At 35.8% G+C, this 13811-nt stretch carries 14 protein-coding genes; 6 read left to right on the forward strand and 8 right to left on the reverse strand.

The window, feature by feature from the left end:
• Positions 1-198, reverse strand: a 198-nt coding sequence (locus ACM6F9_RS00360) for a hypothetical protein (protein WP_414843901.1), incomplete at its 3' end; no start/stop codon positions are given.
• Between the two features lie 295 nt (positions 199-493).
• Here ACM6F9_RS00360 and ACM6F9_RS00365 point away from each other — a divergent pair.
• The 3 genes from ACM6F9_RS00365 to ACM6F9_RS00375 all read left to right on the forward strand — a co-directional run bounded on the left by ACM6F9_RS00365 (position 494) and on the right by ACM6F9_RS00375 (position 3390).
• Positions 494-1369 (forward strand): aldo/keto reductase, encoded by an 876-nt coding sequence (locus ACM6F9_RS00365; protein WP_414843902.1) that lies wholly within the window; start codon positions 494-496, stop codon positions 1367-1369.
• A gap of 104 nt (positions 1370-1473) precedes the next feature.
• Positions 1474-2178, forward strand: coding sequence for a DNA alkylation repair protein (locus ACM6F9_RS00370; protein WP_414843903.1), 705 nt, complete (start codon positions 1474-1476; stop codon positions 2176-2178).
• Positions 2179-2331: 153 nt separating this feature from the next.
• The gene (locus ACM6F9_RS00375; protein WP_414843904.1) at positions 2332-3390 is read left to right on the forward strand and encodes an NAD(P)H-dependent flavin oxidoreductase; all 1059 of its coding nucleotides are present in this window, start codon (positions 2332-2334) and stop codon (positions 3388-3390) included.
• Positions 3391-3480: 90 nt separating this feature from the next.
• Here ACM6F9_RS00375 and ACM6F9_RS00380 read toward each other — a convergent pair whose 3' ends face one another.
• On the reverse strand, positions 3481-4491 hold the full coding sequence (locus ACM6F9_RS00380; RefSeq protein ID WP_414843905.1) for a helix-turn-helix transcriptional regulator: 1011 nt from the start codon (positions 4489-4491) through the stop codon (positions 3481-3483).
• Between the two features lie 389 nt (positions 4492-4880).
• Between ACM6F9_RS00380 and ACM6F9_RS00385 the strand changes: the two genes are divergently transcribed.
• Complete coding sequence (locus tag ACM6F9_RS00385; protein WP_414843906.1) at positions 4881-6719, forward strand: fibrinogen-like YCDxxxxGGGW domain-containing protein; 1839 nt, start codon at positions 4881-4883, stop codon at positions 6717-6719.
• Between the two features lie 86 nt (positions 6720-6805).
• On the opposite strand, the gene ACM6F9_RS00390 is transcribed toward ACM6F9_RS00385, so the two are convergent.
• The 6 genes from ACM6F9_RS00390 to ACM6F9_RS00415 all read right to left on the reverse strand — a co-directional run bounded on the left by ACM6F9_RS00390 (position 6806) and on the right by ACM6F9_RS00415 (position 11962).
• Positions 6806-7597, reverse strand: coding sequence for a C-type lectin domain-containing protein (locus tag ACM6F9_RS00390; RefSeq protein ID WP_414843907.1), 792 nt, complete (start codon positions 7595-7597; stop codon positions 6806-6808).
• An 11-nt stretch (positions 7598-7608) separates the two neighbouring features.
• Positions 7609-8397 (reverse strand): C-type lectin domain-containing protein, encoded by a 789-nt coding sequence (locus tag ACM6F9_RS00395; protein ID WP_414843908.1) that lies wholly within the window; start codon positions 8395-8397, stop codon positions 7609-7611.
• Between the two features lie 303 nt (positions 8398-8700).
• On the reverse strand, positions 8701-10038 hold the full coding sequence (locus tag ACM6F9_RS00400; protein WP_414843909.1) for a UDP-N-acetylmuramate--L-alanine ligase: 1338 nt from the start codon (positions 10036-10038) through the stop codon (positions 8701-8703).
• A gap of 6 nt (positions 10039-10044) precedes the next feature.
• Entirely contained in the window at positions 10045-10482 is a 438-nt protein-coding gene (locus ACM6F9_RS00405; protein ID WP_414843910.1) for a hypothetical protein, read from the reverse strand.
• A 16-nt stretch (positions 10483-10498) separates the two neighbouring features.
• Positions 10499-11305, reverse strand: coding sequence for a lysophospholipid acyltransferase family protein (locus ACM6F9_RS00410; protein WP_047373745.1), 807 nt, complete (start codon positions 11303-11305; stop codon positions 10499-10501).
• A 27-nt stretch (positions 11306-11332) separates the two neighbouring features.
• Positions 11333-11962 carry an NUDIX hydrolase gene (locus ACM6F9_RS00415; RefSeq protein ID WP_414843911.1) on the reverse strand — a complete coding sequence of 210 codons (630 nt, stop codon included), beginning with the start codon at positions 11960-11962 and terminating at the stop codon, positions 11333-11335.
• Between the two features lie 515 nt (positions 11963-12477).
• Between ACM6F9_RS00415 and ACM6F9_RS00420 the strand changes: the two genes are divergently transcribed.
• Positions 12478-13296 carry a hypothetical protein gene (locus tag ACM6F9_RS00420; protein ID WP_414843912.1) on the forward strand — a complete coding sequence of 273 codons (819 nt, stop codon included), beginning with the start codon at positions 12478-12480 and terminating at the stop codon, positions 13294-13296.
• Between the two features lie 116 nt (positions 13297-13412).
• Complete coding sequence (locus tag ACM6F9_RS00425) at positions 13413-13811, forward strand: hypothetical protein (RefSeq protein ID WP_414843913.1); 399 nt, start codon at positions 13413-13415, stop codon at positions 13809-13811.

Below are 13811 nucleotides of genomic sequence, written 5' to 3' on the forward strand. Positions count from 1 at the left end.
TCCTTCAGGATAGTTTGCTTTTTGAGAGATTTTGTAGTTTCTATTGGCTAATACAATAACATTATTATCATTTTTTTCATTATATACCTTTTCAGTATAACTAATCAAACTGTCTATCTGCTTTATAGTATAATTTTGTGCATTACAGAATGAGAAAATCATCACAAAAAAAAGATTAGCAAAGAAATTTTTTTTCATTTTTAATTTAGATATGTATGATCGCTAATGTTACTGTAAATATATTAAAATATTTCCATTTTATTTTCGATTATGATAGTGAGTTGGTTTGTAATCAGTCGAAATGAGATATATGGAATAATAGTAATGTTGTGTCATTTTTTTTGCATTGTGTTTTTTGCAAAAATAATTAGTTGCTTACATATTTACCTAATTTATTAGATCGAATAAAGTCGAATAAATTACATTTTCTATATTCAATTTTTTTTATTGCAAATTTGTTTTTACTTTACATATAAAAAATAACAAAGGAATTATGGCACAAAAAATATATACAGGGCAGCCTGTGGTAACTTTAAATAACGGAGTAGATATTCCGGCTTTAGGATTCGGGGTGTGGCAGATGGAAGATCTGAAAGAATGTGAGAACGCGGTAATCAAAGCGATTCAGACAGGGTACAGAATGATTGATACGGCTGCCATTTATCAGAATGAAACAGCAGTAGGATCTGGAGTAAAAAATAGCGGTGTAAACAGAGATGAATTGTTTATCACATCAAAAGTATGGGTTCAGGATCACGGATATGAAAAAACGAAAAGTGCTTTTCAGAGAACATTAGACAGACTGCAGATGGATTATCTTGATATGTATCTTGTCCATTGGCCTTATGGAGATTTTCTGGGCACTTGGAAAGCGTTGGAAGAATTGTATCATGAAGGGAAAATCAAAGCTATTGGAGTGTGTAATTTTACCGTTGAGAAGCTGGAAGAGTTGAAAGCCAATTCAACTGTTTTACCGGTGATTAATCAGATTGAACTGCATCCGGTATTCCAGCAGAAGGAACTTCAGGTTTACGACAGAGAAAATAATATCGTAACACAGCCATGGAGCCCGCTTGGAAATGGTAATGCCAGCCTTTTAAACAATCCGAATCTGAAAGCGATTGCAGAAAAATATGGTAAAACTGTAGCACAGGTAATTCTTAGATGGCATCTGCAGGAAGGATTTGTAGTAATTCCAAAATCTGTAACACCATCAAGAATTGAAGAAAACTTTAATGTGTTTGATTTTGAACTGACAGAAGGTGAAATGAACGTTGTCCGCTCTTTAGATACAGGAAAAAGATTATTTTTTGATCCTAAAGATACTGAATGGGAGCAAAAAATGTTAAATTCCGTAGCAGATATTTAATTTTAAAATTAAAAAATAAATACTTCCCGCAGTTTTCATGAATTTACAGGTTTTGAATCTAAATTATTGTGAAATCTGTGGGATTTTTAAATAAAAAATAACCCATGACTGCAAAAGAATTCATAGAAACGCTTACATTGTTTAAGAACGAAAAAGAACTCGGCAAAGTTGACAAGTTTTTCAAAGGAAATGATGGGGCTACCAAGAGCTTCGGAGTGAAATTCGGAGATGTTTTTACTACAGCCCAGGAGTTTTCGATGATGTCTTTAGCTGAGATCAATAAGCTTCTTGATAGTAATTTTTATGAAGTGAGAATGGGAGCGGTGAGTATCATGGATTTTCAGGCAAGAAGTAAAAAAACGTCTGAAAATCATAAAAAAGCCCTTTTTGATCTGTATCTCAACCGTCACGACCGTCTCAATAACTGGGATTTTGTAGACAGGGCAGCCCGCAATGTTGTTGGAGAATATCTTATGGATAAGCCGAGGGATATTTTATATAAACTCGCTTATTCCGACAGCCCATGGGAAAGAAGGACAGCTATTGTCTGTACACATGCATTTATCAGAAAAAATGATGTGGAGGATACTTTTGCTATTGCGGAAATCCTTGTCCATGATCCGAACGAACTGGTAAATAAAGCAGTAGGAAGCTGGATCAGAGAGGCCGGGAAAAAAGACAGGAAGAAATTACACAATTTTCTCAGCACTTATGTGAAAACAATGCCTCCTGTTACATTTTCTTATGCTACAGAGAAATTGGATCCGGAATCAAAATTACACTATAAAGAACTTAGGAAGACAAGATAAATCCTGCTTTGTCCTGCCCGAAAAAGAGGTTTATCTATAACCTTAAACTTTAAACCTTGAATCTTAAACTTTACTCCACATTCTGAGCAATATCATATCATTGAGTATGAAGTATTGCTTCATTCTTCGTAAATTTTCATTAAAATAATTCTTATGTTTTGGCCGGAGACAATCAGTAAAAAACTAGGGGTAAAATATCCTGTTATTCAGGCTCCAATGTTTGGAGTGAGCACTGTGCAGATGGCTGTAGCAGCTGCGAAAGCAGACTGTCTCGGATCGTTGGCGCTGGCTGATCTTTCTGCAGATCAGTCTGTTGAATTGATCAGGGAAATGAAAAGATTGACTGATAAACCTTTTGCAGTCAATATTTTTGTACATCATATTCCGGAAGTAACTGATTCTTTAAAGGAAAAGTATGTTAAAACCAAGCAGTTTATTGAGCAGCTGGCCAAAGAAAATACGATCGAAATAAGTCTTCCGGATCTTGAAGATATCCATATAAACAGCTACCATGAACAGATCGATGTTATCATTCAGGAAAACTGTAAAATTGTAAGCTTTACTTTCGGAAATCTGGATGATCAGAGTATTCAAAAATTAAAAGAAAACGGAGTCACACTTATTGGAACCTGCACTTCTGTGAAAGAGGCGTTGTTGCTGGAAAAATCCGGTATTGATATTATCTGTGTTCAGGGAATAGAGGCTGGGGGACACAGAGGAAGTTTTGAAGCAGAAAATATTCCGCAAATCGGAGGGTTACCTTTACTGCCACAGGTTTATGATCATGTAAAAGTTCCTTTGATCTATGCGGGAGGAATCTATAACGCCAGGACTTTGCAGGCTGTTAAAGATTTAGGAGCACAGGGCTTTCAGGTGGGCAATCTTTTATTGGTTTCCCGGGAAAGTGCTTTACTATCTTTTGAAAAGGAAAGGCTTAAAAAAGTAAAAGAAGACGAGATTGTTTTAACAAAGAGTTTCTCCGGAAGATATGCCAGAGGAATTAAAAATCAATTTATAGAAAAGGTTGAAAATTCAGAGTATATTTTACCTTATCCTTATCAGAACAAACTGACCAATGCATTGCGTAGAGCGGCAAAATCTCTGCAGAATCCAGAGTTTGTATCAATCTGGTTGGGGCAGTCTATACATCAGTATAGCGAACTTTCTACAGAAGAAATTTTGAGAAACCTGATCAGAGAATGTGAAAAATAGAGGAGGATACATTAAACCGACCAATAATAAAAAATCCTTAAGATCATATATCTTAAGGATTTTTTATGTCAGATATTGAAAGACAATGAACTATTCTGTGTCCTCAGAAGAGAAATTTTTATGAATATACTCAGAAGGAGTAATGCCTTCTATTTGTTTAAATACTCTGTTGAAGGTAGTCTGGTTTGAAAAACCTGCTTCTGTGTAGATATACATCAGAGTGATTTTTTGAAGATCAGTTTCAGACATGAGCTTCTTTACATAATTAATCCTGTACTCATTCAGGTAAGAATTGAAATTCTGATATCCTTTATTTCGGATGATTTTGGATAGATGATTATAATTAATTTTCAGATGGATGCTCAGCATTGAAATATTAAGCTTTGGATCTTTGAATAATCCCTTTGTACTCATAATATGGTTGAGTTTTTCAAATACTTCATTAACGGTTTCCTGATCTATCGTATGTTCTTTTTTTACTGACTTGCCTGTGTCTGGAAATTCTGAACGCTCATTCATTGATTGGGCATTGAAATCAAATTCAGATTTGATCCCGGTAAGAGCCTGAAGCTTATTAAGCTTGTCATGATAAATAAATATCAAAACGATGACCGCAAAAGTATATATGAAGTTGAGAATATCCGAAAAAATGACCTCATTATGAGTGTATTTTGGAAAATGAATGTCAAAAACAGTTAAGGTAATATAACATGCCAGAATATTCCCCAGCATATAGAGTAAATACCTCACCGCTGATTTTTTTGAAAAAAATACATAAGCGGCAAGAGGAAGTGGAAAGAGGGTAGCAAATAAACTAATTGAGTTATTCCAAAAGGTAAGCATAATATAAAAATGATATGCTGGTGCAATAATCATGTATGCCCTTATAATTTGGCTGGCAGAATATCTGTCTTTTATAAGAAAACTACTGTAGCTTAAAAAAATGAGGCCTCCCAAAAGATAGTATGCCATATTCGGGATATAGATGTAAAACTGAAAAACAACAATAAGTATAATCAGTATACAATATGTCAGAATATTGTACTGTTGAATAAATCTTTTTTTAAGACTTTCAATATTTTCTAGATAAAAATTTTCCATTAAAAAGTGTTTTCCAAATAATTTTCAAAATTATTTTATTTAAATGTCTTTTAAACAATATCTTATCTTTTATTCAGTTGATATTGAATTTTGACTGATTCTCTGTTTACCTGATTTACTCAAACCTGTAGTTTTGCACCCAATACAAAGTGATTGTTTACAGATGTTGTAATCAATTATAAATAAAAACCTATAAAATTTCTACGATTATTTGATGTTGTAAAATTAGTAAAAATACTAATGCTGCATAAAATTAGTAAAAATATTCATGTGATATTTTTTTTAGTAGAATTCAAGTTTTCATTTAAAGTATTCCATTGTAGGGTAAATGTTTCTTAGTGTAAAAAATACTACAATTGATGTTCTAATATTTTAATAATCTCAGATAAATGAAAAAACACAGAAAATTCTATTCTCTTCTTATCTTTTTAATCTCATTGCGATTGGTGTCTCAGGTAGGTATAAATACGGTAACCCCTAATCCGAAAGCAGCTCTTCATGTGATATCTAAAAATAATAATACCGGAATCCTTTTCCCGCTTCTTACAACGGCACAAAGAGATGCCATTGGTGCGGCGGCAACTGAGGATGGGCTTATTATTTATAATACAGATCAGAAATGTTATAATTATTATAATGCAGGGAATACAGCATGGATCAGCTTGTGTGGGAACAGCCAGAAAGCAGCTTATACAACAGATTGTACTTCAGTTAAAGTATATGGAAGCTATACACAGGGAACACCATTAAATAACAGTAATTACTTGTCAGTACCCGTTACAGTAACCACTGCAGGAACCTACAATATTCTCGCCAAGACCCCCAATGGATATTATTTTGAAAAATCCGGAGTATTTCCCGGGGCAGGAACTTACGTTATCAATCTCAATGGAGTAGGTACACCTGTGACAGGACCACAGACAGATACTCTTTCTTTTTCATATGAAGGAATTACAGATACGGCATGTACTTCCAAAACAGTAAATGTTCTAAGCTCGCAGGTGAGTTACAGTATTAACTGCACCGGATCTTCAGTCTCAGGAACCTATAATAGCCCGGTACAGATGGACTATAATACCAATACAGTGAATGTTCCTCTTTCTAATGTAAATACTGCAGGAACTGTTAATATTACAACCTCTTCCAATAATGGGGTAAGTTTTACAACAACGGAAAACATTACAGCAGCCAGCACCAGCTTCACACTGCATGGGGTAGGGATTCCAGCCGGAGCCGGTACTTATTCCTATTCTTTTACCACTAATGGTGCTAATCCTCAGGTATGTACCTTTAATGTCACTTTTGGAACCACAGTAGGAAGTTTTGCCAATCCTGCCAACCGATGCCTTGAAATTTTCAGTGCCGGAAAAACAACAGACGGTTACTATTGGGTGAAGGATGCAAGCTCTAACCCCTATAAAACCTATTGTGATATGTCTAATGGCGGCTGGACTTTGATTAAATCTCTTTCTGAAAGACAGATTTTGGTGGTAGAGCAAACGCAGAATGAATCATGGTCTACTCAGGTTGCCAGAAACGCAGTAACTACACAAACAGGGATCTTTAATGAATATGCATTTTCTTTACCTGCAGCAGCTGTAAGTAATATAGGTAATAATACTTCCACTTCAAAAGAATATCGTTTTTCAATCAAAGAAAAAGGACAGACAGGTACTACTTTATCGGATATAGAAAGTTCTACAGTTGCTCCTGTAAATGATAACTGGTCAAAAAATAACTATTTGAACACAGTTGTTACGGACGGTAACCTGGCAACGGGGAACTATACTACCTATGGAAATACAACCACAGGAAAATTATTCGGATTTGATTTTGGGAAACCTGTTACAGGAGTTACCTTATATAAATTAAATGGTGTTGATTTTCAATTGAATATACCGGGTTTATATAGTCAGGCAAATTTCTTCACCGGAATTTTTGGAGGAAACGGATTTGCATCTAACAATACACCTGCCAATAATCTGACATATACCTATCCGGGTGGGCAGATTTACACTTTCAATAAATATTATGTGAATGATCTTTTTGGATTATATATGAATAACGAAAGCCAGCTTAACCACCATATCGGAACCTGCTCCAACAGTACAGATGATTATGGAGGTGCAAGCTTCTGCAACAGTGGCTGGGCCAACTGGAGACCACATAATTTTAATCTTAAATCAGGAAATTACGAAGGGCGTATTGTCCAGTATTGGATTAAATAATATAAAAAACTAATGACTTGTTAAAACACAATATATATATTTTCACCAAAAAGCTTCAGATTATTCTGAAGCTTTTTGATTTATTTTTATTCACTGTATTCAATGATAAGCTGGTTCATCGCTGATCCTGTAAAAGTGGTGGTGGTTCCACTTAAGTCATTCCATCTTCTTTCTGTGTTTCCGGCAGTATTATAGATATGGGTAGATCCTTCGGTTCCACCGGAATTATTAGGTTCTCCTGTGGCAAACCAGTTTTCTGTTGTGGCAGGATTGGTAGACCAGTTCATTCTGAATTCTTCTCCGGTAATCCATTGAAGTCTGTCCGGATTGCCAGGTCTTTGAATTTTATTAAAGCCTATCCATATATTATTGGCTAAGTTGTACCCGGTTCCTGAAGCTACTATATTGGTTGCCACCCAGATTCTTTCTGCATCATTGGGCATGGTCACCAGATAGCCTCCCATCTGCTTTCCGAAGCTGTATGCATTAAACCAGTTGATCCCTTGTGAAAGCTGATAAGCACAATAGGTATGATTATTTCCTGTCCATTTTTTACATCCAAGTTCAGTGGCAGTACCGCCTCCCGGTACCGCGCCAGGTGGTTGAGGTCTTGTAGCTACAGGTTTCGGATCATATCCTAATATTGAGTTATTAAATCCGGATGATCCGCCGCTGCTAAGGTCGGTTCTGGCAATCTTCCTTACGTTTCCATTGGCATCGGCAGAGAGTATATCATCAGCTGCAACGCCTTGCGGCAATGTTCGGGTTCGTAATTCCCCGTTAATGTCAAGTGTTTTTGTAGGAGTATTTGTGTTAATTCCAACTTGAGCATTTGCGAGATAAGGAAGAATAATGAATAGCAAAATTGATTTTTTCATAGGTACTTTTATTATTCATTAAATTCAATAATAAGCTGGTTCATGGAGATACTGGAATTGGCAGTCAATGTTCCATTTAGATCATTCCATCTTCTTTCAGCATTTACGCTGCCTGCAAATATGTGGGTTGCTCCCTCTACTCCTCCTGAATTGTTAGGCTCTCCGGGATTAAACCAGTTTTCTGTAGTGGCAGGATTGGTAGACCAGTTGATTCTAAATTCTTCTCCGGTAATCCATTGAAGCTGATCCGGATTTCCTGGTCTCTGAATTTTATTAAATCCGATCCATACATTATTGGCCAAGTTATAACCCGTCCCTGAAGCTACAATATTAGTATTAACCCACGTTCTCTCTGCATCATTAGGCATTGTTACAAGATATCCGCCCATTTGTTTTCCAAAACTGAATGCATTGAACCAGTTAATAGCTTGTGAAAGCTGATATGCACAATAGGTATGATTATTCCCAGACCATTTCTTGCATCCAAGCTCAGTGGCTGTACCTCCTCCCGGTAATGCACCTGGTGGTTGTGGCCTTGTTGCTACCGGTTTTGGATCGTATCCCAGTATCGTATTGTTGAATCCGGATGATGATCCGCTGCTGAGGTCACTTCGGGATACCTTCCTTACGTTTCCAGAGGCATCCGTAGATAGGATGTCATCAGCAGCTACACCAGCCGGCAAAGTTCGGATTCGTAGTTCTCCATTGATATCAAGTGTTTTTGCAGGAGTGTTTGTGTTGATCCCAACCTGAGCATATATAGTGACTGGGAAAACGATAAATAAGATAGCTTTTTTCATTTTTATGCTTTTTTATTCATCTCAAATATATAAAAATATTTTACGATAGTAAATCACAATTTATTGATTATCAATGAATTAAATAATTATTTTAAAATGATATTTATAAGTTGGTTTATTTATTGATAAATATTTTACATTAATAATAATTTTATGATAAAATAAATAAAACGTATTTTATTTATTTTGAAAATTTGTTTTATTTGGAAAATAAAAAACTTCTTTCGTTTGAAAGAAGTTTTTATTATGTTGAAAAGTATTTCTGAACATTAAATTTTTAAGCCAAACTGGCGATGAAGATCATTATTTTGTTAAATCAAGACCTCCGAAATTTCCGGAACTCATCATCAGATAAACGCCATCCGTTTTATCCAGTGTATTCCAGTAAGCATGTAGATCTTCAGCATTTGTGAAAACTCTTAGATTTTCATTTTTGAATTTTTCTTTGATAAACTCTGGAGAAATAGGTTCCATTCTTTTGATCTTTAAAGCATCTTCAGAATAGAAAACAATAGCTTCTTCAAGGCCATCCATGGCGTGGTCATATTGCTCAAGGAAAGCCGGATTTAAGCTGGAATAGGTATGAAGCTCCAGAAATCCGTATTTCTTATCATTTTTAAACTGTTCTGCAAAAGCTTTTACTGCAGCCTTCACCTTACTTGGTGCGTGAGCGAAATCTTTATAAAGCGTCCCTTTATCTTCTCTTTCTACTTTTTCAAGGCGCTTGGACGCTCCTTTGAAGCTCATAATAGCCTCATAGAAGTCTTCATCCATAATGCCAAGCTGCTGGCAGATATGTCTTGCTCCTTCCATATTCAACAGGTTGTGTGCCCCAAAAACAGAAAGTGGAACATCGCCCATTTCGGTTTTCAAATATACTTTCCCGTTGTTGATTTCATATTCAGGTGTTTTATAAGGGATTTTTCTGAAATAGTTTTCAGCATTTTCCACTACTTTTACTACTTCAGCATCTTCTTCATTGTATACCAAGACTCCACCTGCTGTAATACTTGCTACAAATTTTCTGAACTGATCAATATAATCATCAAAAGTTTTAAAAACATTGATATGATCCCATGCAATACCACTCATTAAAGCAATATTGGGTTGATACAGTAAAAACTTCGAACGAAGATCAATAGGGGAAGAAAGGTATTCATCACCTTCCAATACCATGAAGTCATTATCCTGAGTCAGTTTTACCATACAGTCGAAACCTTCAAGCTGAGCACCTACCATAAAATCTACATCTTTCTGGTGGAAATTCAGTACGTGAAGGATCATTGAAGTAATGGTTGTTTTACCATGTGATCCTGCAATGACAACTCTGGTTTTGTTCTTAGACTGCTCGTACAGGAATTCAGGATAAGAATATATTTTCAGACCCAGCTCTTTTGCTCTTGCCAGCTCAGGATTATCCTGATGTGCATGCATTCCAAGAATAACAGCATCAATATCCGGAGTGATCTTTTCCGGGAACCAGCCCATTTCCTGAGGCAGAATTCCTTTCTTTTCCAATCGGGATTTTGACGGCTCAAAAATAGCGTCATCAGAACCTGTCACCTGATATCCTTTGTCTTTTAATGCAATCGCAAGATTATGCATGGCGCTTCCGCCAATGGCAATGAAGTGGGTTTTCAATTGTATTTACTGTTTTTTAACATTAGTATTTATGATCTGCTGAAAAGCTTCAAGAATAGTATTCCAATTGTTCTGATAATTTGAAGTAATCAGACTGGCATCTGTTTTACTGCCTTCATTGGGGCCTTTCTTGATGTTGATGGAAGTTGAAATATTGTCATACAATTTTTTGCGGTCTTCCTGTATTTTTCTGAAATTATTCTGAGAAAGAACCTGATCCAGTTTATTCAGATCTTCATCAGAAATTTTAAAATCCTGTTTATATTTTTTGCCCTGCCCTTCAAAAGAGTAGTGTGCATTATTGCCTTTTATAAGCATGTTTTCATATACAGGAGCAAAGCCTCCACTTTTCGAATAGCTGATATCAAAATCCGAATATACCTTTTGGCTGTTGCATGAAACTAATACTATGATTGCGAATAATATTCCAAGTATTTTGTTCATAATTTTTCTATTTACTTTAATTATTTGAGTCCTTTTGTTCTAATTTTTTAGCTTTAAGTTCTTCATCATAACTGTGTAATAGGTTGAAATCTTCTGTCTGCTCAATGGCAGTCATGATTTTCAATAAAATTTCCGGTGCTTTTTCATTATCATAATCAATATCCAAAGGAGCTTTGAATTCCATCGTAGGTTTTACACCGGTTACCTTTACGCGGAGTCCTTTTTTATCAAAAGCTCTTCTGAATCCGTTTATTTTGATTGGAATTACAATAGGACGCTGATTTTTCACCAATTTGGCAGTTCCTCTTCGTCCCTGTGCAAAAGCTGATGTAGTTCCTTGAGGGAAAGTAGCCACCCAGCCATTGTCCAATGCTTTCATAATATTATCTACCTCACTCATGTCTACCATTCTGTTGACATTCTTTCCTTCTGCTCTCCATGTTCTTTTTACTGTGACAGCCCCTGCAATTTTAAAAATCTTGGGAAGAATACCTTTATTCATGGTTTCTTCTGCTGCTACATAGTAAAAATCAATCTTAGGGTTTAGCAGATAGATCGGGTTTTTTATCGTGTTTAAATATCCATTGTTTACTGCACAGAAGGCATGGTACATTGCTGCCACATCTGCAAAATAGGTCTGATGGTTCGATACAAAAAGCACGTTAGAGTCCGGAAGATCCACAAGGTGTTCTGTACCGGTTATTTTTAACTTATTAAAGCCGTTGAATCGTCTGTATGATACAACTCCTAAAATAAAAATAATAAACCTTTTCAAAAAATAAGGGGTTCCGAATGCATCGGTAAAAATATTTTTCTTCGCCATCTCTCAATTAAACACGGTAGTGCAAAGTTACATTTTTTTCAGCAACTGGCTGAATTCACTTAATATCATCGCTGTAGCACCCCAGATGATGTATCCGTTGAAATTGATTACAGGAACTTCATGTCCGCTTGCACCAGGCAAAGCCATGAGTTCGGGGATGTCGGACAGGTTTAGAAAGGAAGTAATGGGAAATTCTATTGTTTCCACAGCTTCTGTCTGCTGAAGAATGAAGGTAGGATCCTTTTTAGTATAAGAGATGTAGGGATATACATAAAAATTGCTTGGCGGAATATAAATAGGAGACATTTCTCTGATGATCCTTACATAATGTTTATCTATTCCTATTTCTTCAGAGGTTTCACGAACCGCAGTTTCAGCAAAATCTCTGTCCATTTCCTCACGCTTGCCTCCAGGTAGTGATATCTGCCCGCTGTGTCTGTCGTGCTCATTAATCGTTCTTTGAATCAATGGAAAATACCACTCGTTATCTTTTAGATAGAGAACAATATTGACAGCTGCAAATTTGGGATTCTTTGCCAATACTTCATCATAGGTAAAAACGGGTCGGTAAGGAGGGGAGAATACCCCGTGTGCATGTTCACCGGGAAGTTCCACGCTTTTTATTTTTCGTAATAAATCTTTTCCAAAATTTTCCATACCTCAAATTTAACAATATATATTGAAGAAATAAATGCCTTAACATTAATTAACCTATGTGGAAATTAGGATTGAAAGATGGTTGATAATGAACTGTAGGTCAAAAATAGATCATCATGGTCAATAAGAGATAATTATTTAAAATTTTAATATTAAAAACTTTAATGTTTAATTTCAGTCATTGATTTTACTTAATATGCGAATAAAAAACATTAATAATGATGAAGAATTTAAAACTCTTCACTGTGATGTTTTAATGATGTGCTAAAAGTGAAATAATGAGTGTGGATAGTATTTGTAAACTATTTAATATTCACCGTTTACGGACTTACTTTTAGTTGATAATTCACCACCGTATTTTCCCGTCACTGAAAACAATGATATCTGTACAACGGCAATTGGTGACCCGTCCAACTATAAACCGTGACTTTTGAAATTTACACTTTGATGGTGGTTTTTCACTTTGATGTAGAAGCTACCTTTGCCTTACTATTAACCAATTAATTTTTACTAAGATGAAAAATTTACTTACAGGTGTACTTACACTATTCGCCATGAGTTTCGGATTTGCACAATTCAATATTGATGTAACTACCCAAACAGGAAACTTAAATGTTGCTACTGTAGACCAGACTGGTCTTTTGAACATCAATTCTCTTACACAAACAGGGAATCGTAATACTGCAGATATTGATCAGGTTGGAATTTTAAACGTCAATAATGCGCAAAGTATCGGAAACAGAAACTCTATAGATGTGGATCAGGTGGGTATCGGAAACTCAAATGAAGTAATGCAGATGGGTAACAGAAACTCTGCTTCAACATGGCAGCTTGGAGTACTTAACTCTACAGAACAAACTCAGATCGGAAGAAGAAATGATGCTTCTTCGGTACAGATCGGATTAGGAAACTCAGTCGTTCAATATCAGGACGGAAGAAGAAATGATGCTTCAGCTATTCAATTAGGTAGTGGTAATGAAGCTTATCAAATTCAGCTTGGAAGAAGAAATGATGCTACCGGAATTCAGGTAGGTGCTGATAATATTCTTGTTCAGTATCAGGATGGTAATGATAACAGTGCTACTCATGCACAGGCAGGAAATAATAATATAGCAGCTTCAGTACAGGTAGGAGATGATAATACTTCTGTAGGAGTACAGACAGGTAACGCCAACCAGCTTTATCAGTTCCAGGTAGGAGATTCCAACACGGCTATTGACCTTCAGATGGGTAACGGTAACTTTACCTGGGTAGCTCAGAGCGGTGATTCTCATATCCATGTAGGAACTCAGATGGGTAACGGAAACTCTATGGTTGTGAATCAATCCAATTAAGCCCTATAACACATACTGTAAATCTTAGAAATTGTAAAGGAGAAACTGCAGTGTTTCTCCTTTTTTACCTTCGCTTTTCTCTGATTTGTATAGATGTAATTAAAACCAGATAGGCTATGTTTACTTTAAGATGGAGTGCCTTTGCTCTTTTCGCACTATTGCGATTGCAGGCACAAGAGATAGACTGGGATAAGGTCAACAGTAATACAATCTTTAATCTTATAGCCAGACAGCAGACTGATCAGAATTCTTACGGTTCCAATATCACTCAGATAGGTGATTATAATAATGCAGAGCTTTCTCTTAACGCCCGAACTAATATTGTGGTAAAACAGCTGGGGGATTTTAATACCTTATATTTTATCAATTCATTTACGGATAAAGAAACAAAAGCTGCTGTTACTGCACAGGGAAATAATAATATTATTGATGTCACCGGAAGTAATAGTATTTCGGACGGAATTCAGATCAATGTAAAAGGGGATAATAAAACAGTTTTCATGAGAAACTATTAA

Source organism: Chryseobacterium sp. IT-36CA2, assembly GCF_949767875.1.
Classification (GTDB): Bacteria; Bacteroidota; Bacteroidia; order Flavobacteriales; family Weeksellaceae; genus Chryseobacterium.

What these genes read in the sequence shown, in the direction of transcription:
- ACM6F9_RS00365 (WP_414843902.1), top strand. Translation starts at nt 494, where the DNA reads ATGGCACAAAAAATATATACAGGGCAGCCTGTGGTAACTTTAAATAAC.
- ACM6F9_RS00370 (WP_414843903.1), top strand. Translation starts at nt 1,474, where the DNA reads ATGACTGCAAAAGAATTCATAGAAACGCTTACATTGTTTAAGAACGAA.
- ACM6F9_RS00375 (WP_414843904.1), top strand. Translation starts at nt 2,332, where the DNA reads ATGTTTTGGCCGGAGACAATCAGTAAAAAACTAGGGGTAAAATATCCT.
- ACM6F9_RS00380 (WP_414843905.1), bottom strand. Translation starts at nt 4,491, where the DNA reads ATGGAAAATTTTTATCTAGAAAATATTGAAAGTCTTAAAAAAAGATTT.
- ACM6F9_RS00385 (WP_414843906.1), top strand. Translation starts at nt 4,881, where the DNA reads ATGAAAAAACACAGAAAATTCTATTCTCTTCTTATCTTTTTAATCTCA.
- ACM6F9_RS00390 (WP_414843907.1), bottom strand. Translation starts at nt 7,597, where the DNA reads ATGAAAAAATCAATTTTGCTATTCATTATTCTTCCTTATCTCGCAAAT.
- ACM6F9_RS00395 (WP_414843908.1), bottom strand. Translation starts at nt 8,397, where the DNA reads ATGAAAAAAGCTATCTTATTTATCGTTTTCCCAGTCACTATATATGCT.
- ACM6F9_RS00405 (WP_414843910.1), bottom strand. Translation starts at nt 10,482, where the DNA reads ATGAACAAAATACTTGGAATATTATTCGCAATCATAGTATTAGTTTCA.
- ACM6F9_RS00410 (WP_047373745.1), bottom strand. Translation starts at nt 11,305, where the DNA reads ATGGCGAAGAAAAATATTTTTACCGATGCATTCGGAACCCCTTATTTT.
- ACM6F9_RS00415 (WP_414843911.1), bottom strand. Translation starts at nt 11,962, where the DNA reads ATGGAAAATTTTGGAAAAGATTTATTACGAAAAATAAAAAGCGTGGAA.
- ACM6F9_RS00420 (WP_414843912.1), top strand. Translation starts at nt 12,478, where the DNA reads ATGAAAAATTTACTTACAGGTGTACTTACACTATTCGCCATGAGTTTC.
- ACM6F9_RS00425 (WP_414843913.1), top strand. Translation starts at nt 13,413, where the DNA reads ATGTTTACTTTAAGATGGAGTGCCTTTGCTCTTTTCGCACTATTGCGA.